Source organism: Parerythrobacter lutipelagi (assembly GCF_005434975.1).
In the GTDB taxonomy this organism is placed as follows: domain Bacteria; phylum Pseudomonadota; class Alphaproteobacteria; order Sphingomonadales; family Sphingomonadaceae; genus Parerythrobacter_A; species Parerythrobacter_A lutipelagi.
This window is the reverse complement of sequence record NZ_SKCJ01000002.1, coordinates 325,024-345,166: the sequence shown is the minus strand read 5'-3', so window position 1 is coordinate 345,166 and position 20,143 is coordinate 325,024. Positions and strand designations below refer to the sequence as shown.

The following is a 20,143-nucleotide window of genomic DNA, read 5'->3' as shown; positions in this document are numbered from 1 at the left end:
TTCCCCTCACCTATGCAATCGGCAGGCCGTGACAAGTCAAAACCCCGCCACAATGGCAATCTCCGCCCGCAATCTCACGCTTACGCTCGGTCAGGACAGCGCTCCGGTCGAGATTTTGCGCGGGATCGACCTCGATGTCGCTGAAGGCGAAGTCGTTGCGCTGCTTGGCCCCTCAGGCTCTGGCAAGAGCTCGCTGATGGCGGTGCTGTCCGGCCTTGAACGTGCGACCGGCGGCGAACTCAGCGTGGCCGGGCAGGATTTCACGACGATGGACGAAGACCAGCTGGCGCTTGCCCGGCGTGGCCGGATCGGCATCGTGCTGCAGGCGTTTCACCTGCTGCCGACCATGACCGCTCTGGAGAACGTCGCCACGCCGATGGAACTGTCGGGCGAAAGCGACGCGCAGGCGCGTGCCGGTGCCGAACTCGAAGCGGTCGGGCTTGGACACCGGCTGGATCATTATCCGACCCAGCTTTCCGGCGGCGAGCAACAGCGTGTGGCCATCGCCCGCGCCACCGCTGCGCGCCCGACACTGATTTTCGCTGATGAACCGACCGGAAATCTGGATGTCAGCACCGGGCATGACATCATCGAAATGCTGTTCGATCGCCGCCGTGAGACCGGTGCAACCCTGCTGGTCATCACGCATGACAACGAACTGGCGGAACGCTGCGACCGGGTGCTGAGCATTGCCGACGGCCTGATCGCGAGTGATACGGCGGGGCGCAACGCGGCGGTATGAGCACCCCCACCCTGCCCTGGTCCACAGCCTGGAAAATCGCGCGGCGAGATCTCAACGCGCGGTTCAAGGGGCTGCGGCTGCTGCTGGTTTGCCTGTTCCTCGGCACAGGCGCTCTGGCAGCAATCGGTACGCTGACCGCCGCGATCGAGAATGAGTTGGCGAGCCGTGGGCAGGAACTGCTCGGCGGCGATCTGGAGATCGAAGTCTGGCAGCGCGACCTCACGCCTGAAGAGCAAACCGCTTTTGCCGACTATGGCGAGATTTCCGGCGGTACGCGGCTGCAGGCAATGGCGAGCGCAGGGGAAAATGCCGCGCCGGTCGGGCTGAAAGCGGTCGACGGCAAGTATCCGCTCTATGGCGCGCTCACACTCAAGGACGGCCGATCGGTCGGCGCGCCCGAACCCGGCACTGCTTGGCTCGACCAGGGGGCGATGGACCGCCTCGGGATCGCAGTCGGTGACGAATTCCGTGTCGGCACGCAGCAATTGACCGCCGCCGGAGTGATCGAAACCGAACCGGACAAGTTGAGCGAAGGCTTCTCGCTTGGCCCGACTGTGCTGGTTGCACAGGGAATGCCCGCAGAGGCAGGGCTGACCGCACCCGGCTCGATGTACCAGAGCAAATACCGTGTCGCATTCTCCCCCCAGCGCGAGCCCGAGGCGGTCGAGGAAGCGCTGAGCGAACGTTTTCCCAACGCCGGGTTCGACTTCCGCAGCCGCGACCGCGCTTCGCCCGGGGCGGACCGCTTTGTCGGGCGGATGGGCGAGTTCCTGACGCTGGTCGGCCTTGCTGCGCTGGTGATTGCCGGGATCGGCATAGGCGGCGGCGTCGCTTCTTATCTTGAAGCGCGGCGGACCAGCATCGCGACGCTGAAGGTCATTGGCGCGTCGAGCAAGGACATTGCCCGCGTCTACGCGCTGCAAATCGGCGCAGCGGCGCTGGCGGGCAGCGTGCTGGGCCTGATTGCGGGAATATTGGTTACTCCGCTCCTGGGCATGGCGCTGGACGGATTGCTGCCGGTGGAAACCGGATTCGTGTTCGAGCCGGCCGCGCTGCTGCTTGCCGCGGCATACGGATTGCTGGTGGCGCTGGTGTTTGCCGCAACGCCGATCCTGCGCGCGCGGCGCTTCCCCGCCATGGCGCTGATGCGCGCGCGCGTGGTGCCGCTATCGCGCGACGGGCAATCACTCGGCTGGGTTATCGGCGGCCTGATCGCGATTGTCGCTCTGGCACTGCTCACGGCGCGCCAGCCGATGCTTTCCGGCGGCTTCCTGGCGGGCGCGGCGGTCATGCTCGGCCTGCTGGCCTTGCTTGGCTGGGGGATTCGCAAGGCGGCGGGCGCGCTGCCTTCGCCAAAGAACCCGCTGGTCCGCAATGCGCTGGCGAACCTGCACCGGCCCGGTGCCTCGACCGGAGCGCTGGTGACGGCGCTGGGCTTCGGCCTGTCGGCCTTCGTTCTGCTGGCCGCGATCCAGTCGAGCATCAACGGCAATATCGAGAGCCGTGTGCCGCAGCAGGCACCCGATTATTTCGTTCTCGACGTGCCGCGCGACCGGGTCGGCGAATTCGAAACACTGGTTCGCGCGGAAGACGAAAACGCGATGATCCGCGCTGTCCCGGCGCTGCGCGGCGCGATCCTGGCTTACGGACCGGAGGACGCGCAAATCCGCGTGTCCGAACTGGAGGAAATCCCCGACGGGGCATGGCCGCTGCGCGGCGAGCGCGGACTGACCTATTCCGACGCCTTGCCGGACGGCAATTCACTGGTCGAAGGCGAGTGGTGGAGCGCAGACCATGCGGGCGAGCCACTGGTGTCCGTCGACGAGGAATTCGCCCGTGCCATCGATCTGAAGATCGGTGACAGGCTGACTGTCGGTCTGCTGGGGGTCGAGCGCACCGCGCGCGTCGCGAACCTGCGACGGATCGACTGGGAAAGCATGGGCTTCAACTATGTGCTGGTGTTCAGCCCCAACGCGATTCAGGACGCACCGCACAATTTCGCAGCAACGATCGAGATCGGCGATGCGATCCCCACCGGTCCGCTGCTACGCCAGCTGGTGAACGCTTTTCCGTCCAGCTCGGTTATCGAAGTGGGTGATGTGCTCAAGCAGGCGCGGACCATTCTGAGCCAGGTTGGCATCGCAACCTTTGCCGCTGCCTCGGTCGCGGTGCTCGCAGGACTGGCGGTTCTGATCGGCGCAATCGCTGCCGCCCGCGCCGCGCGGACTTACGACACCGTGGTGATGCGCGTGCTCGGCGCGAGCCGGCGACAGGTGCTGGTCATGCAGCTTGCGGAATACGGCATCCTGGCGCTGGTGCTGGCGGGCGTCGCGCTGGCGCTCGGCACAGGGCTTGGCTGGCTGGTCATAACCCAGCTGTTCGAATTCGACTGGCTGCCCGATTGGGGCGAGATCCTCGGCGTTCTGGGGCTCGGCCTGGCATTCGTGCTGTTCTTTGCGCTGGCCGGTTCACTACCGCTGTTGCGGGCGAAACCGGCGCAGGCGCTCAGGCAACTTTAAGTCCCTCTGTCAGGCGAAGGTCTCAGGCCCGAACTTGTCGTGCGGGGGAAGATATGGAAACTCGCGGCGCGGAAATATGCCTTAAGTCTGGCACTTCCGCCGCGCGATCAACGGCAGGCTAAGTGAACACGCCAGCCAGATCCTCGCCGTAAACCGGCGGGCCATAGCTATTGAACACCGGCTTGCCGGGCAGCGCCATCACGACGAGATAGGCAAACCAGGCAAGTATGCTGAAAAATATCATTCCGCCGTAGACCAGCCAGGTCATATGGCCCGAGACGCCGAGATCGTGGAACCGGCGGACCGTCAGCGCCAATCCGGGGATGAATGTGCCCAGGAACAGTGCAAACGATGCAAGTGCGGTGATCCCGGCCGCTCGGCCGCTTTCGAATGCGGTGGCGAGCCCCGCTCCGAGCAAGAGGATCGCGGTGTAGGCCAAGGCAAGAAACAGGCTGTACCACCAGAACTCCCGGCGCCCCGACCGCCCGGTAAACTCGGCGTAGCGCCTGAGGGGCAGCACCATCCACGAGATGACACTGCCGTTTTCGGGTAAGGCTGGCTGCATCGGTTGCTGTTATTCGAACACCGACTGGGCACCCGGATCTTTCGGATCTTCGCCATAGCTGTTCGGACCGTGCGTTCCGTCCAGACACATCAGGACGAGAAATATCAGTCCGCCGACGTAAGGAACGAAGGAAATCAGATAGAGCCATCCGGTCTTGTCCTGATCGTGCAAGCGGCGCACGCCGACCGCGATCGACGGAATGATCGAACCGAGCACAAATATGGCCAGCAATCCGAGCCCGATCCAGAAAAGCACGCCGGGCTCAGCCTGTCCGCCGCCATCATACTGGCCGATGCTTTCCTGCGCCGGGATGCCAGCGATCATGATTGCCGCAAGGATCGCGGCAACGATCAGGTAAAAGAGCGTGAACATCCAGTATTCCATACGCTGCGAACGCCCTTCGAAATCCGCATAGCGCTTGTACGGCAAAATCATCCAATCCATTGAGCGATCCTCCAAAATTCTGTCAATGGAACTACAGCACCACAAATGGTTGAGCGCAAGAAAAAGGGGCCCCCGTTTCCGGAAGCCCCTTCATTCTGCGTTCGACTGCAAACCAGCCGCAGGCATTCACGGCTTAGCTGAAGACGTTCGGATCAGTTCCGGTCATGCCGGGCTGGCCCTTCACCACCAGCGTGCCGGCCAGCATATCGTGCAGGCCCTGCTTGCGTTCGGTAAAGGCCACCATGATGAAGCCGATCAACAGGATCAGCGCCGAAAGGATCTTGCCGAAATACCGGCCGATCGCACGTCCGATACCGATCCGGTTTCCGTCGATATCTGTCACCACGAGGCCGAGAGCCTTTTTACCCACTGTCGCCTGCCAGGAAGAGCTTTCCAGCCCGGCAAAATAGGCAACCGCGATAACGATGCTTACCACGTTGAGCAGTATGCTGCTGCCGCCGCCAGCGGATGCTTCCGGGTCCATCAGGTTCACACCCAATATCGCTGCGAGAGCGAATTGAACGACAGTCATGATGATCGCGTCGATAATATAGGCCACTACTCGCAGCCAGAATCCGGCATAATTTTCCATCGAGTCCTCCTGTACCCCTCTTCAGGTCGGGGCAAACAATAACCAACGTTTGGCGCGGCGCAAGAAAAAGGGGGCCCTCCGGTGTGGAGAGCCCCCTCTATGTCGCTGTGATGCAAATCAGAACTTGAAGCGAACGACACCGCCGTAGGTGCGCGGTGCGCTGGGGTAGCCCGATACGGTACCGGCCTGTGCCACGCCGTCGAACACTGTCAGAATGTACTGATCGTTCAGCAGATTGCGGGCATAGGCACCAATTTCGAGCCCGTTGTCGAGCGCGAAGGTCATCGACGCATTGACCAAATTCACTTCGCGGCGGAAGTTGTTCGGGCCGAAGGTCGGCAGACCGTTGTTGATATCGGTGTTGCTTTCATGGCTGTAATCCACGCGGGTGATCAGGCGGTTGCCGCTCGATCCGAAATCATGCGTGTAGGTCGCCGAGGTCGCAATCGCGATTTCCGGGATACCGGCCGGGCGCTGGCCTGACAGGTCGCCCACCGGGCTTTCCGTAAAGCTGACGAACAGCGGATCGAGATAGGTCAGCGCGAAAGTGAGCACGAGACCATCGGTCGGCTGGATGCGGGTATCGAGTTCGAAACCCTTCACCGACTGCTCGCCAGCGTTGTTGAGCTGGAAGCCCGTGCCGGTGAACAGGAAGCTCTGGAAACCCTTCAGCGTCTGGTCGAACAGCGCCAGATTGACGTTGAGACCATCCCATTCACCCTTCAGGCCGAGTTCGTAGACTTCCGCATCTTCCGGACCGGCAAAGCGCGAACCGGTGGTCAGGTTCGCCACCGCAAGACCGGCATCGCGGATCGGCGAAGAAGGCGAAAGGATCAGCGAACGGCCGGGTCCGGGGATGAAATCACCGAACGCCGGGCGGCTGTCACGCGACAGGTTGACCGAGCTGGCTTTGAAGCCGGTGGCGTAGCTGAAATAGGCGTTGATATTGTCATTGACCTGATAGGCTGCGCGCAGCGTGTAGCTGAAGTCGTCATCACGCGTCTGGCCATCTTCAACCGCGTTGGGAATGGTCAGGAAAGGCGGCTGGAACTGGAATGCCGCCAGACCCAGCAGCGGGTTGATCTGGGGGTTCAGCGCCGCTGCTCGCAACGCGGCCTGGTTCGGTGCCGGAAGCGCGGCGAATTGTGCCGGAGTGCTCACCGTTCCACCTGTCGCGCCGAAGATGAAGGCATCGACCAGATTGACATTTGCCAGTTCGTCGAAGGCGACCCCGCTCAGAGCGAAGTCCTTCTTGTCGTCGGTGTAATTGAAGCCGGCGGTAAGCACGAGGCCGTCAAACGGCTCGAAGTCAACCGTGCCGAAGACGGACCACGACTGGTTGTCCATCGAATAAGTTTCACTGGTCAGCGGTCCGGCTGAGAAAATGCTGTTCTGCGGCAGGCCGAGACCAGCTTCGACAGCATTGAAAGTGAACGTCGGATCTCCCGTGGCGCCGCGGCCCAGCAGGGTAAAGAAGTTGCGACCGGCAGTGCCGGTTGTCAGCGTGCTGTCCTGCGTCACGCTCTCGTCGAAGAAGAAGCCGCCGAGCAGGAAGTTGATCGGGCCGTCGAAGTCCGATGCGATGCGCAGTTCCTGCGTGAAGGTATCCACCCGCTGGTCACGCACTTCGCTGACGATATCCGCGCTGGTGAAATCGACATCCTGATCGACGAAGTTCTGCAGCTCACGATAGGCGGTAATCGAGGTTACCGAGATCGCTCCCAGCTCCAGATCGGCCTGGATCGAGCCACCATAGTTGTCGACTACATTCAGCGGCTGCTGGTTGAGGAAAATGTCATAGCTGAAGAAATCGGTGCTGAGCGCACCGCCGACACCGAACACAGCCGGCGCGGTCGGACCGGCGACCAGCGTGCTGACGACGCAGCAGCTTTCGTCGATCTTCGAATAATCGGCCATCGCGCGAATGCTGAGGTTCGAGGTCGGTTCGATCAGCAACTGGCCTCGAGCGGTCCAGCGATTGCGATCATTCACGTCCGAACCGAGGTTGACGATGGTGCCGTAACCGTCGCGCTTGTTGTAGCTGCCGTCGATCGAGAATGCGATTGCATCGGTGATCGGACCGGTGACGTCACCCTTGACCTGGATGTTGTTGTAATTGCCGTAGCTCGCTTCGATCGAGCCGCCGAAGTCGAACTGCGGCTTGCGGGTGATGACCGAGATCACACCGGCAGACGCGTTCTTGCCGAACAGGGTCGATTGCGGGCCGTTGAGCACTTCGATGCGCTGGACGTTGGCGAGGTCGTTGAGCGACGATGCCGAACGCGAGCGGAACACGCCGTCGATAAACACGCCGACCGACGGCTCGATGCCGAAGTTGTTGTCGCCGTTACCGAAGCCGCGGATGATGAATGTCGAGGAAGAGGAGTTCTGCAGCTGGCTGACGCGCAGCGAAGGCGCGACCGTCTGCAGGTCGAGCACGTCACGGATCTGTGCCTGCTCGAGCGTTTCACCCGAGGTCACGGAGACCGAAATCGGGGTTTCCTGCAAAGTCTGTTCGCGCTTGGTCGCGGTAACGATGATGATGTCGTCATCGAACGCCGGCTCTTCGGCCTCGGCTTCGTCGTCCATGTCCTGCGCTGCGGCGACGCCAGGCAGCGCGAGACCAAGGGCCGCAACGCCTGCAAGCAAGGCATAGCGGGGCGAACCGGACTTACGGGAAAAAACAGTCTTCATGGAATTTCGATCCTCTCTCTGTGCGCCCAGTGCAAAACGGGGAGAAGAACCCGGACGCTTGCCCGCGCGCATACGATTGCACGAGGCATTGCTCAAGGCATTTGCACTGCGTTTCGGGGGTTTAGGCCGAGTGTTGCAGTGCGGGCACAGTGGGCTGTATTACGCGCGACGCGCGCCTCAACCTTGCGGTCCCGCTTCCGGCATTCCCATGCCGTCACTCAAGGCTTCCAGCGCAGCCCCCTCCATCTCAGACCCGATCGTTTCTGCAACGCCTTCAGATGCCTCGATCGTGCTCTCGCGATCTTCGATCGTTTCGCGTTCAAGCGTGATTGCGTCGGGCGCGACCTGGACCAGGTCTAGCGACCGCCTCGCTGTGGCCGGCAATTGCCGAGCTGTGGAACGGGGCAATGCGGCATTGGCAAACGCGGACGAATACGCATCATCGCGTCCGAGATCGGCCAATCGCTCCGCCGCGCGATACGAGATCGCAGCAGCCTCCCGCTCATCAATGCTCGGGGCTCCGCTCGTGCCGAGCTGCCGTGGTCGTTGTTCGAACTGTGTGTAAAGCGCCTGTATTTCCCGATGGCGCAGATTGACCATCGAAATCTTCTGCGCCCTGAATGCGCCGAGGTATCGCTCTTCCTCCGCCGCGTCCTGCAGCTTGCCGTTGATCCGATCGAACCGGTCGAAATCGCCGCGTTCCAACGCGCGGATCGATGCATCCTCGGCGGCTTTCATGGCGAGGCCATCGACCTGAGCCTGATAGGCATCGATCCGCTGGTTTACTGCGCGTGTGTCGCCGTACTCGGCGCGGAAGATCCTCAGGACGTCGGGCGAGAAGTCGAAAAACCGCGACTCCTTTGCCAGATCATAATTCAGTTTGAACAGCAAATTGACGAGGTTACGCCTGTTGGTGTCATTGCAACCGGTGCTTCTCCGCTCAAGCAGGACGATGATTTGCAGCATCACTTCCAGCCGGGATTCGGTATCGCTGCGCCGTGCCTGGCGGAAAAGCGCAGCGACCGGGTCATCGTTGCACAACATGCCCGTATCGGGTTTGGCGACCCGAAAGAATTCCGGCTCGCTACCGGCCTCCGCGACCTGCGCCCTTCCGCGAAGGGTCAGCGCCAGACCGGGCCACCGCACGACAAAATCCTCTTGCGCGTGCACTGAGTCGAAACGCCGTTCACCAAGGTAATGATTGGGCTTTTCCTTGAACGGGCGCGTGTTGATGCTGCCGCTCTTGAATTCGACATCGCTGGGCTTTCCGCCCTCGTCCCAGCCAACCTGCGCGGCAAATTCCGCCTGGGCCAGCGCGGTCGAACTTAAGCCAATCACCCCCAGTCCGCCGAACACAACCGCAAGCAGCTTTATGCATGCACTGCTCATGCATCACCTCCGGTCCAGCGTTTCCACAATTCCTTCATCAGGCCCATCGTATCGCCCACGCCGACCTGGCGACCGAGGAACACCAAAAACCAACCCGCGATCAAGCCAAGCATCCCGTAAAGATTGGCCTTGAAAGCGGCATCGTCCATGTTCGACGGGCTGCGCAGCATCCCGAAATCGGGCTCTCCGGATAACTGCCACATCATCAAGATTGCCAGAACGGTGCCGGACAGACAGAGCCAGATCACCGCTTGGGCGAGCCATTTGCTGGTCGTGTCTTTCGCAATCACTCCGATCCCGACCGACAGGATTGCAGTGGCCAAGGCGATTATTTTCGACAGCAGCCCGCCGCTGGCAACAAGCCACACAAAAGCATCCCACGGCCAATAAAGTTCGGTTTTCTGGGCGACCAGGTTCTCGAAATCCGGCATTTCGCCGGATGGCGGGCCGAACAGATTGAGGAAAGCCATGACGAACAGCGCGGCGAGCGCGAACACGGCAATCCCCAGGACTGCAAAAGACACGGCGCCCATCTGGCTCTTGAAAACCGGATTGGACGATACTGCCGGTCGAGACTGCGAAGCTGGACGCGGTGTCTCGTTATTCAGATCCGGCCCTGGCGAGTTCTGGTCGGCCAATCTCTCTCCCCCTGGGGAATACTACGTCGGCGAAGGATATTACCTGAAATACTTGCGCAGGGCAAAAGTCTTCTTCCGAGCGATTGGCCGTGCACGTCTGCCCCTTGCCCCCGGCGCCTCGCTCGGCTAGGGGCGCGCACGAATATTGCGCTGCACAATTGCGCGCTGCCAAACCGAAAGCATACATCCGATGTCCGCAAACCTGCGCAACGTGGCGATCATCGCCCACGTCGATCATGGCAAAACCACGCTGGTCGACCAGCTTTTCCGCCAGTCCGGCACCTTCCGTGAGAACCAGCGTGTCGAAGAACGCGCAATGGATTCGAACGATCTGGAAAAAGAGCGCGGGATCACGATTCTCGCCAAGTGCACCAGCGTCGAATGGAACGACACGCGGATCAACATCGTCGACACGCCCGGCCACGCCGATTTCGGCGCCGAGGTTGAGCGTATCCTGTCGATGGTAGACGGGGTCATCCTGCTGGTCGACAGTGCCGAAGGCGCGATGCCGCAGACCAAGTTCGTCACGGGCAAGGCACTCGCGCTCGGCCTGCGCCCGATCGTGGTCGTCAACAAGATCGACCGGTCGGACAGCCGCGCTCAGGAAGTGCTCGACGAAGTGTTCGACCTGTTCGTTTCACTCGACGCCGACGACGATCAGCTCGATTTTCCCGTCCTCTACGCTTCAGGGCGTGAGGGGTATGCCGGCGAAGAAGACAGCGTGCGCGAAGGTTCGCTTGAGCCGCTGTTCCAGCGTATTGTCCAGCATGTGCCCGCGCCGGGCCTGGAAACCTCGGGCCCGTTCAGCTTCCTGGCGACCCTGCTCGACCGCGACCCGTTCATGGGCCGCGTGCTGACCGGCCGCGTCCAGTCCGGCACGATCAGAGTCAACGATCCGATCCACGCGATCGACATGGATGGCAAGGTCGTCGAAACCGGCCGCGCCACCAAGCTGATGAGCTTCGACGGGCTGGAACGCGTTCCGGTCGAAAGCGCTCAGGCGGGTGACATCATCGCTCTGGCCGGTCTGGAAAAGGCAACAGTCGCCAACACGCTGGCCGACCCTTCGGTCAAGACACCGATCGCAGCGCAGCCGATTGATCCGCCCACACTGGCCATGCGCTTTTCGGTTAACGACAGCCCGCTCGCCGGACGTGAAGGCAGCAAGGTCACCAGCCGGCTGATCCGCGACCGCCTGCTCCGCGAAGCGGAAACCAACGTCGCCATCCGCATCACCGAAGCCGCCGACAAAGACAGCTTCGAAGTGGCCGGGCGCGGCGAATTGCAGCTGGGCGTGCTGATCGAAACCATGCGCCGCGAAGGCTTCGAGCTCGGCATCAGCCGTCCGCGCGTCCTGTTCCGCGAGGAAGACGGCAAGCGCATGGAGCCATACGAAACCGTCGTGATCGACGTGGATGACGAACATTCCGGTACAGTCGTCGAGAAGATGCAGAAGCGTAAGGCCGAGCTGACTGAAATGCGCCCGTCGGGCATCGGCAAGACCCGCATCACCTTCAGCGCGCCGTCACGCGGGCTGATCGGCTATCACGGCGAATTCCTGTCCGACACGCGCGGCACCGGGATCATGAACCGCCTGTTCGAGAAATACGGCCCCTACAAGGGTCTCGTCGGCGGCCGCCAGAACGGCGTCCTGATTTCCAACGCCAGCGGCGAAGCAACATCCTATGCGCTGTTCGCGCTAGAAGACCGCGGCGAGCTGTTCGTCAGCGGCGGTGCGAAGATCTATGAAGGCATCATCATCGGCGAGAACGCCAAGCCGGAAGATCTCGAAGTCAATCCGCTCAAGTCCAAGCAGCTGACCAACTTCCGCTCCACCGGCAAGGATGACGCAATCAAGCTGACCCCGCCGCGCGTCATGACGCTGGAACAGGCAATCGCCTATATCGAAGACGACGAGATGGTCGAAGTGACGCCGGAAAGCATCCGCCTGCGCAAAGCCCTGCTCGACCCGCACGAGCGCAAGAAGGCGAAACGCAAAAACGAAGCTGCGTAAGCCAGGACGGACGGAGTCGTCCCTAATGTGGGCAGGAGTTATGAGGGCAGAAGCTGTCCGCAGCACGGGCAGGTTTCGGGCTCGAAATCTTCCGGATCGCCGACAGTGCCGCGTTCCTGCTCCATCGCGTCTTTCGCGATCTGGTCGAGCAGTGCCGTCCAGTTGCTGACACTGGACAAGGCCCCGATCCCGAAACGGTCCCGCAGCGCCTTGACCTCCCGGTCGGTCTGCGGGCCCCAGACACCGTCGCGCCCGATCGGCATCTGATAGACCAGCGCAATCGCGTTCTGGAGGAAGATGACGTGGCTCTTCGCCGCTGATTTGAATTTGACCGCCGTGCCATTGTCGAAATGGAAATGGTCCTGGTGCGCGCGGTTGTAATCGTAACTCAGCACCGTGCCGAAGTGCTTGCGCAAGACCGCTTCGATCCCGAGGTAAAGCTGCGGCCGCTGCGGAAACGTGTCTGCAACCCAATTGGTGCCATCGGCAAACAGGAACCCGTCGAGGTCGAAGGCGCGGTTCTGGTGATGCAGGCTCGATCCGCTGCCCGCCCGGCTGACACCGCCGGTCAGTATCTTGTCGACTTCCAGCCCGGCATCGTCCTTGAGCCGCCGGCACAGTTCGACAAAGCAGTCTTCGCATTCGCTGGCGAAGGTTTGATTGATAAAGGGCCGTGTGGGAACGCCGCCGGTGCCGTAGTGGCCAGGTGCCGAGCGGTCATAGAGCAGCGGCTTTCCCGCAAGATCATCAATTCGAATATCCGTCATCTCTTCCTCCCCAAGAAAACAACTGGCGTGCTACGAATCGCACCGGATTTAGGACAGGTTATATTACACGGATTGCCGACTATAGGCGAATCCGGTCAGGCAATAGGTATGGTTGACGGACTTTTACCGGTCGTTCAGGCAATCATGCCCAGGGTGAAGGCCAGACCCGCAGCGATCGGCAGGGTGGCAACCCAGCTCAACAGCACATTGCGAACGACCGACAGGTCGAGCGTACGGGCACCGGCACCGGTTCCGATGATCGAGCCAACCGACACATGGGTGGTCGAAACAGGAAATCCCCACCGGCTGGCGAACAGCACCAATGCGGCAGTCACAAGATTGGCCGATACGCCTTGCGTCGGATCGAGCTGGTTGAGTTTGAGGCTCATCGTTTCCGCCACCCGGCGCGACAGCAGCCAGCCGCCCACCGCCATCGCCAGCGCAACGGCCAGCGCGGAGATATCCGGCGAAACCAGCCGGGTTCCGATCAGCAGGGCCGCGATCTTGGGTGTGTCGTTGACCCCGCGCGCGAAGCAGATTGTGGCTGCGGAAAGGTAATGCACGGTGTCGAGTACCGGCGTCTTGTGGTCCTTCCCATGTTCGCCCGCTTCCGCTTCGGCATGCTCGGTTTCCACCTTTCGCCGCCCGCGCACCTGCCGCAGAACGAAATAGGCCAGAAACGCGAGCGCGGCCGAAATGAACGGGCTGGTCAGCAGCGGCAGGACGAACCCCTGGCCGAGATTGCCGAGGTCGACGCCATCCGAACTCTGCGCCAGTCCGGCCCCGACCAGCCCGCCGACCAGCGCATGGGTGGTCGAGATCGGGAAGCCGCTGCGGGTGGCGAGAATAACCGTGATCGCCGCCCCACCGGCCACCGACAGGGCAAAGCCCGGCGTGTTGGCGAGCTCGTCACCCACCAGTCCCTTGCCGGAGAATTGCGCGACGAGTCCGTCGGCAATCACCACCGAGGCAATCCCCCCGAGGACGGTTGCCAGCGTCGCAAGCAGCAATGCCCGCCGATAGCCGAGCGACGCGGAGCCCCAGACCGTCGCGAAGCCTTTGAAATTGTCGTTTGCGCCATTGCTGAAGGCAAGAAAAAGCGCGGCGAATGCCAGCAAGGCGATGATAATGATGGAATTGTCCCCTGTTGCAAGGCCTGTGACCGTGGTCCGCCAGCTTGTAAAGTGCGTCGACTCGTTTCTCTGTTCGCGGCAAGCCGCGCGCTGGTTACAGATTACCCGCTGGCGCGCAATCACGGCCGCCCGCAACCTGCCGCAAACATGGCGCTTGCGCGGAACGAGCAGCTGGATAGTCTGCCCTTGATGAAACTCGCCGCCGCCTTCTCCGCCATCGCGCTCTTCGCAGTTGCGAGTTCGGCCCCGGCCCGGGCCAATGACAGCGAGGCCGAATGGGCGCTCGGCGGTCTGGTGTTAAAGAGCAACGCAGCGATCTCGATGGACCGGGAAGACCTGTTCATTTCAGCCGATGAAGTGCGGGTCGATTACACCTATACCAACCACGCGCCCGAAGACCGTGAAGTTCTGATCGCATTTCCCCTGCCCGCGCAGCCCGATGCGGAATCCTACAGCGAGTATTACTCTTATCCTGATTGGGACGAGCTCGAATTCACCACCACGGTGAATGGCGAAAAGGTCGATTATGAGATTGCCGATCGGGCAATTTTGGGCACGCGCGATGTGACCGATCTCATCGCTGCAGAGGGCTGGCCGCTCTACTGGTTCCGCGACTACGACTTCGAAGAGAGCCTGTCGGACCTGCCCGATACAGAGAAAAAGCGGCTTGAGGGCTTGGGCCTGCTCAAAGGCCACGATGATTACGGCATTTTGCGAGTTCAGCCCGCATGGCAGGTCCGGCGGAGTGTCGTGCGCAAGCAGGTCTTCCCGGCCAAATCCACTGTCAGCGTCAGCCACCGCTACACCCCGCTGGTTGGTGGCAGTGTGGGCGGGATGCTCTATCCGTCAAACCGCGAATCCTATCCCGAAGGCATTCAGGACTACCGCGACAAATGGTGCACCGACGACAGTTTCCTCGCCGGGGTCGACCGCAAGTTACGCGCCAGCCCCGAAGGCAAAGTCACCTATTACGGAGAAACATGGCTCGGCTACGTACTGAAGAGCGGCGCCAACTGGCTCGGCCCGATCAAGGAATTCCGGCTGGTGGTGGACAAGGGCGAGCCGGGCAATCTGGTCAGCTTCTGCATGGACGGGGTGAGGAAAATCAGCCCGACGCAATTCGAAGTGGTGAAGCAGAACTTCGAACCGGAACGCGATCTCGATATTTTACTCGTCAGCTTTTACGATATCGAGGACTAAGGCCGCCCCCGCCAGGCGACCCGCGCCATTGGGAAAAGCCTAGCCGAAGAAGTTGGGCTGCCCGCTCGACGCGGTAACACCGCCATCGACCGGCAGGTTCACGCCGTTGACAAACACCGCATCGTCGCTGGCGAGGAACAGCACTGGTCCGGCGATCTCGTCCGGCTCCGCCGCGCGGCCCAGCGGCATCCGGTTCGCCAGCATCTTCATCGCCTGCTCGCTTTCCGTCACACCGGTGGTCATGTCGGATCGGGTCATCGACGGGCACACCGCATTGGCGCGCACGCCCTGGCTGCCGAATTCGAGCGCCATTGCGCGGGTGAGATTGCACACGCCGCCCTTGGACGCATTGTAGACCCCGAGACCCCAGTCCGCGCCGAGGCCGGAGACGCTGGAAATGTTGATCACATTGCCCCCGGTCTTGAGCAGATGCGGCAAGGCTTCGCGCGTGAGATAGAGAACGCCCTTGAGGTTGATGTCGATGATCATGTCGATCAGCGCATCGTCGGCATCGGCCAGACGCCCGGTGCGCCCGACCCCGGCATTGTTGACGAGCACGTCGATCCCGCCGAATGCCGCGACCGTCTGCTCGACGATTTCACTGGCAAATGCCGATGACGAAACATCGCCCGGCACCACCAGCACGCGGTCATTCCCAAGCGAGGCCGCAACTTTCTCGCAATCCTCGGCCTTGCGCGAGTTGAGCACCACATTGGCCCCCTCGCCGTGGAACCGCCGCGCAATCGCTTCGCCGATACCCATCGACGAGCCGGTTACGATTACAGTCTTGCCGGTGAAGCGATCTGGACGGGTCATGCAGGCGGCCTTTCTTGTTCTTACGAAGATATGTCCACCCTAGCTTACGGGAGGGAGAGCGAGAAGAACCCAAACTCTATAACATTTTTTAGTTTCAGACCGGAACCTGATTGCGAACTCTACGTTTCTTGCTGCACCACCTATGAAAATGCAAAAGATCATGATTGTCGACGACGAAGCGCTTGTGCTGCTCGATCTGACGATGACGGTAGAGGACCTTGGTTACGAGGTGTTCTGCGATTGCACCGACATAGAAACAGCATTGTCATGTCTCGAAAAAGAGACGCCGGATGCTGCATTGCTCGATATAGATGTTGGCGGAACACCGGTGTGGCCACTCGCAAGGGCCCTGCAGGAATGCGGCTGCCCGTTCGTGTTCGTCAGTGCGGACAGCGGGCATAAGGAACTGCGCACGGAGTTTGCCGGTGCTGCACTGGTCGACAAACCCGCATCGACAGACGAATTGGCCCGCGCGCTGCAGTCCATTTTGTAATTGCGGCGGGGGTTTACCTGTCGAGTGTGAACTTCATGCGGGTTTCATAGCGCCCGTCAGCAGCCTCGGCTTCGACCACGCCGCCAAGCTGCCTTGCCGCTGCGGCGACCAGACGCGTTCCGAAGCCGGTGCTGTTTTCTGCATTGCCGTTCTCGCCGGTGGATTTCTCGCGCCAGGACAGCTCCACCTGATCCCCCGCAACAGTCCAATCGACCGCCAGCTCGCCCGTTGGCTCTGACAGGGCACCGTATTTCGTCGCATTGGTCGCCCATTCGTGCAGGATCAGCGCTAGAGAGGTAATCTGGCTGTTGGCGATGCCCGTCTCAGGACCTGAGATGAGCAGCTTCTGTTCCGACTTGCTCGGCTGGACCACAGTCTCGACCAATTCCTGCAAGGTGACCGCACCGGAACCGCCGTGGTCGGTCTTGGTGGTCAGGGAATGCGACCGGCCCAATGCGAAAATACGGCCGCGCAAATCGTCGGCGAACATCTCTATCGTCCCGGCCTCTCTGCTGGCGATCGAGACCATTGCGCTGATCACCGAGAACAGGTTCTTCACCCGGTGGTTCATTTCGCGGATCATAAGTTCACGCTGATCGAGCAGCGCCCGTTCCGCGCTCACATCGATCGTCACGCCGATGAATTTCTTCTTGCCCTGGCTTTCGATTGCGCGCCCCATGCCGTGCAGAAAGCGATAGGAGCCATCTTCGAGCGGCAAACGGAAGTGCTCGTCGAAATTGCGTGTCCCTTCCATCGCCTGGCGGAGAGACTTGTTCACTCTGGCCTGGTCTTCGGGCGGCAGAGACGCGATTATCGGCTCCATCGTGTCGCCCTCGCCCTCGGGAATATTGAGCAGTTCCCGCTCGGTCGCATCGAGCACGGTGATGTCGGTCTCCGGCTCGTATTCCCACACGCCGATCTTTGCCACTTCAAGCGCCAGGCGCAGCCGCTCGCGCTCTTCGCGCAGATCGCGCTCCATCAGCAAAGCCTGAGTCACATCGGTGATCACCAGAGTTGCCCCGTCGAGTTCCCCGTCGAGTCTGCGGTAAGGGATCGCCCGCACGAAATACTCGGTTCCCAGCTCGCTCGCATTGATGCGCGTTTCCTGCGTATCGCCCCCGGCAGCCGCTTTCTGCGCCAGCGCGAGATACTCGTTGCTGTCGAGTAAAGTCGGAAGCGAAGCCAGGTCCGCGCCCTCATGCTCATCTTTGAGCGGGAATATCTTTGCCGCAGCCCGCGTGAAGCTGCGCAGTTTCAAACTGCTGTCGACAACCAGCACGCCAAGCTGCGTGCTGTCGAAGAAGTTTTTCAGATCCGAATTCGCGATCACCAGCTGATCGAGTTTGTTCTTCAGCTCGTCGTTGACCGTTGTCAGCTCTTCGTTGGTGGACTGAAGCTCCTCGTTCATCGACATCATTTCTTCGTTCGATGATTTCAGCTCCTCGTTGGTCGTCTCCAGTTCCTCGACGGTCGAACGCAGCCGGTGGCGGGTCGCCTGCAGTTCCTCTTCGAGAAACTTCTGCTGGCCGTCCTCGACATCGAAATCGTCGAAATCGTCTCCCTTCGGGATGAGCGAGCTCGTTTCCTCGATGACGAGAAGATAAGTGCCGTCGCTCACCGGCTCGCACACCACGCGCGCCTCCAGCATACCAAAATCGGTATTGATTTTCGCATCCTTCACCCCGGCGCGTCGGCGACTTTCCTTCACTTGTCTGATCAAAGGGCTGATCAATTCTCGCAGGCCTGGTCGGGCCAGAGACGGAACATGGACATTGCGTTCCAGCCGCTCGGGAAAATCGAGATAGCGCCCGGCCGATCCCCAACGTTCGAGCAATGTACCTTCCTGATCGACCAGCAGGCTGACTGGCGCATAGCGCTGGGCAACAATCTGGAGCGCGTCGATCTCCGTTCCGTTGGCGCGCGGACGCGCATCGGAGCCGTTCTGTTGCGCGATGCGCGGCCTTCTCGTTCTCTTGGGACTGCCAAGCTGGAGCGAATATTTGCTTTTCACATCGCGCCGTTTGAACAGCCGGGACGGCTGATCGACAACGTCGAACAGATCGTCATACCGGCCCACCGTCTCGGATGAACCGAGGAACAGCTTGCCTTCGTCGCTCAAGGCGAAATGGAACAACGGGATGATCCGTTTTTGCAGCGCCTCGTCGAAGTAAATCAGCAGGTTTCGGCACGACACCAGATCAATCTTCGAAAAGGGCGGGTCGCGCACCAGATTGTGCGAACTGATGCGAACCATGTCGCGGATGCGGGTAATAACGGAAAAACGGTCGGCACCGCCGACCGTATAGGCGTCACGCAGATGCTGCGGGATATCGCTCAGCGCAGACAGCGGATAGGAACCGGATCGCGCGATATCGAGCATCATGTCGTCGATATCGGTCGCGAAGATCTGCACGTAGGGCCGCGTGCCATGCTTGTCCGCCGCAGCCGCAAACATCATGGCGATCGAATAAGCCTCTTCACCGCTGGAACAGCCGGGCACCCAGACCCGCAGTTCTTCCGAATTGCGCGCGTTGGCGACAAGCGGCTCGATCACCTGCTGGTTGAGTGCCGCGAACTGGTTCGGATCGCGGAAAAAACGTGTCACATTGATCAGCAGGTCGCGGAATAGCGCAACGCATTCATCGCTGTCTTCGCGTATGCGCTTGAGATATTCCTTCGCGGACTCGATGCCGAGAACCTGCATCCGGCGCGCAATCCGCCTAGTGAGCGTGGTGCGCTTGTACTGCGAGAAATCGTGTCCGACCGCATCCTGCAAAACCACGCACAAGTCATCGATATGATCAGTAACTTCGTGCGCTTCTTCCTCGAATTCATTGGCATTGGTGCCGCGAGCAAAGAAGTTGCGCAGTTCGTCGATGATCGTTGCAGGCTTGCTGACGATATCGACCAGCCCGGTGCCAATCGCCGATTCCGGCATGCCATTATAGGCTGCGGTCTCCGGGTCTTGTGCGATGCACAGTCCGCCATGCTCCTTGATAACCCGCAAGCCGCGGCTGCCGTCTCCGCCGGTGCCGGACAAGATTACACAAGCGGCCTTGCCGCGCCGGTCTTCGGCCAGGCTCTCGAAAAAATCGTCAATCGGGCGGCGCATCCCGCGTGGATCCTTAAATTCGGTCAGTTCCAGCACACCATCATCGAGCGCCAACCCGTGGCCGGGCGGGATCACATAAATGTGATCCTTCTCGACCGTCTCGCCGCCGGTCGCTTGGCTGATCGTCATCGCCGTGTAGCGTTCGATCAGCTGTGCCATTAGCGATTCATGTGTCGGGTCCAAATGCTGTACGACCACAAACGCCATCCCGGTCAGACCGGAGTAGCCGCCGAACAGAGAGCGCAGCGCCTCCAGCCCGCCTGCCGATGCGCCGATCCCGACGACTGGAAAATCAATCTCTGCCATGCGATCCCTCTTGCGTCACTCAAGCCGAAGCTGGGCCAGAATGGCGTGACTTGATGCGAGTGCTTCGAAGCTGCCGAAGACGCCCCAGTTGTTTTCGTTGGTCAATTGATTGAGCTTGCGCAGATCATCTCTCAATGCGCGGTCGTACAGGTCTGCGGAGCTCATGGTGACGTCCTTGATCTGAAACTGCGAACCGAGGATCAACGAAACCTCGCCCTTAAACTTCAGCTTCGACATATAGACCAGATTGAGAAACGGCGTCCCGTCCTTCTTCTCGTTCGGGATGACGAACCGGCCGTCTGCGACCGTGCTATCGCCGATAAAGTCGCGCATCCGCTTGCGCACAGGCCCAGCCCCGCCTTCGGGTTGCAGGAACCGGCAATTGCGCCCGATGAACTCCTGCGCAGCATATCCCGATAGATCGCAAAACGCCTGATTGGCTGCGACGAGCGGGCAATCCTCGCGCGTATAATCCGCCAGTGTCAACGACACGCCGCTCTTGGCGAAGAGTTGCGACAGCCCGTCCGGCGTCGCCGTCGAGTCAGCGAAGAATCCCATCGGGCCCCTGCTAAACAAAACTAACCTTCGCGCAAGTTTTCTTCGCAACCCCCTGCCAAATCTAATATTTATTAAGTATCCGCCGAGAGGGGGCAGCCTTCGGCGGGTGCTGGCAAATAACGCCCTGCAAGGCTGCTTGGCCGGAAGCGCTACTTTGACCG

Annotated in this window: 16 protein-coding genes; 5 read left to right on the top strand and 11 right to left on the bottom strand. The window is 60.9% G+C overall.

Annotation, left to right across the window (positions count from 1 at the left end; all coding sequences use genetic code 11):
• Nucleotides 1-52 precede the first annotated feature (52 nt).
• Nucleotides 53-742 carry an ABC transporter ATP-binding protein gene (locus tag E0502_RS09955; protein WP_137678771.1) on the top strand — a complete coding sequence of 230 codons (690 nt, stop codon included), beginning with the start codon at nucleotides 53-55 and terminating at the stop codon, nucleotides 740-742.
• Nucleotides 739-3,261, top strand: a complete 2,523-nt coding sequence (locus E0502_RS09950; protein WP_137677861.1) for an ABC transporter permease — start codon at nucleotides 739-741, stop codon at nucleotides 3,259-3,261. The genes E0502_RS09955 and E0502_RS09950 overlap by 4 nt, the downstream gene beginning before the upstream one ends.
• 118 nt (nucleotides 3,262-3,379) lie before the next feature.
• Here E0502_RS09950 and E0502_RS09945 read toward each other — a convergent pair whose 3' ends face one another.
• The 6 genes from E0502_RS09945 to E0502_RS09920 all read right to left on the bottom strand — a co-directional run bounded on the left by E0502_RS09945 (nucleotide 3,380) and on the right by E0502_RS09920 (nucleotide 9,583).
• Nucleotides 3,380-3,784 (bottom strand): DUF805 domain-containing protein, encoded by a 405-nt coding sequence (locus tag E0502_RS09945; RefSeq protein ID WP_161593760.1) that lies wholly within the window; start codon nucleotides 3,782-3,784, stop codon nucleotides 3,380-3,382.
• A 51-nt stretch (nucleotides 3,785-3,835) separates the two neighbouring features.
• A complete protein-coding gene (locus E0502_RS09940) occupies nucleotides 3,836-4,270 on the bottom strand; it encodes a DUF805 domain-containing protein (protein ID WP_137677859.1) in 435 nt (144 codons plus the stop codon).
• Nucleotides 4,271-4,403: 133 nt separating this feature from the next.
• Nucleotides 4,404-4,862 carry an RDD family protein gene (locus E0502_RS09935; protein WP_137677858.1) on the bottom strand — a complete coding sequence of 153 codons (459 nt, stop codon included), beginning with the start codon at nucleotides 4,860-4,862 and terminating at the stop codon, nucleotides 4,404-4,406.
• A 117-nt stretch (nucleotides 4,863-4,979) separates the two neighbouring features.
• Nucleotides 4,980-7,556 carry a TonB-dependent receptor gene (locus E0502_RS09930; RefSeq protein ID WP_137677857.1) on the bottom strand — a complete coding sequence of 859 codons (2,577 nt, stop codon included), beginning with the start codon at nucleotides 7,554-7,556 and terminating at the stop codon, nucleotides 4,980-4,982.
• Nucleotides 7,557-7,733: 177 nt separating this feature from the next.
• A complete protein-coding gene (locus tag E0502_RS09925) occupies nucleotides 7,734-8,945 on the bottom strand; it encodes a hypothetical protein (protein WP_137677856.1) in 1,212 nt (403 codons plus the stop codon).
• On the bottom strand, nucleotides 8,942-9,583 hold the full coding sequence (locus E0502_RS09920; RefSeq protein ID WP_137677855.1) for a hypothetical protein: 642 nt from the start codon (nucleotides 9,581-9,583) through the stop codon (nucleotides 8,942-8,944). The genes E0502_RS09925 and E0502_RS09920 overlap by 4 nt, the downstream gene beginning before the upstream one ends.
• Nucleotides 9,584-9,773: 190 nt before the next feature.
• Here E0502_RS09920 and typA point away from each other — a divergent pair, with 190 nt between their 5' ends.
• Nucleotides 9,774-11,597 (top strand): translational GTPase TypA, encoded by a 1,824-nt coding sequence (typA, locus tag E0502_RS09915; protein WP_137677854.1) that lies wholly within the window; start codon nucleotides 9,774-9,776, stop codon nucleotides 11,595-11,597.
• A gap of 38 nt (nucleotides 11,598-11,635) precedes the next feature.
• Here the strand turns inward: typA and E0502_RS09910 are convergent, their stop codons facing one another.
• A complete protein-coding gene (locus tag E0502_RS09910) occupies nucleotides 11,636-12,364 on the bottom strand; it encodes an extensin family protein (RefSeq protein ID WP_137677853.1) in 729 nt (242 codons plus the stop codon).
• A 134-nt stretch (nucleotides 12,365-12,498) separates the two neighbouring features.
• Nucleotides 12,499-13,482 (bottom strand): inorganic phosphate transporter, encoded by a 984-nt coding sequence (locus E0502_RS09905; protein ID WP_204517953.1) that lies wholly within the window; start codon nucleotides 13,480-13,482, stop codon nucleotides 12,499-12,501.
• 66 nt (nucleotides 13,483-13,548) lie between these two features.
• Here E0502_RS09905 and E0502_RS09900 point away from each other — a divergent pair, with 66 nt between their 5' ends.
• Nucleotides 13,549-14,697, top strand: coding sequence for a DUF4424 family protein (locus tag E0502_RS09900; protein ID WP_240049010.1), 1,149 nt, complete (start codon nucleotides 13,549-13,551; stop codon nucleotides 14,695-14,697).
• A gap of 39 nt (nucleotides 14,698-14,736) precedes the next feature.
• On the opposite strand, the gene budC is transcribed toward E0502_RS09900, so the two are convergent.
• Entirely contained in the window at nucleotides 14,737-15,513 is a 777-nt protein-coding gene (gene budC, locus E0502_RS09895; protein ID WP_137677851.1) for a meso-2,3-butanediol dehydrogenase, read from the bottom strand.
• A 148-nt stretch (nucleotides 15,514-15,661) separates the two neighbouring features.
• Between budC and E0502_RS09890 the strand changes: the two genes are divergently transcribed.
• On the top strand, nucleotides 15,662-16,006 hold the full coding sequence (locus E0502_RS09890) for a response regulator (protein WP_161593759.1): 345 nt from the start codon (nucleotides 15,662-15,664) through the stop codon (nucleotides 16,004-16,006).
• 13 nt (nucleotides 16,007-16,019) lie between these two features.
• Here the strand turns inward: E0502_RS09890 and E0502_RS09885 are convergent, their stop codons facing one another.
• Complete coding sequence (locus E0502_RS09885) at nucleotides 16,020-19,424, bottom strand: CheR family methyltransferase (RefSeq protein ID WP_137677849.1); 3,405 nt, start codon at nucleotides 19,422-19,424, stop codon at nucleotides 16,020-16,022.
• Between the two features lie 15 nt (nucleotides 19,425-19,439).
• Nucleotides 19,440-19,982 carry a PAS domain-containing protein gene (locus E0502_RS09880; RefSeq protein ID WP_137677848.1) on the bottom strand — a complete coding sequence of 181 codons (543 nt, stop codon included), beginning with the start codon at nucleotides 19,980-19,982 and terminating at the stop codon, nucleotides 19,440-19,442.
• Nucleotides 19,983-20,143 lie beyond the last annotated feature (161 nt).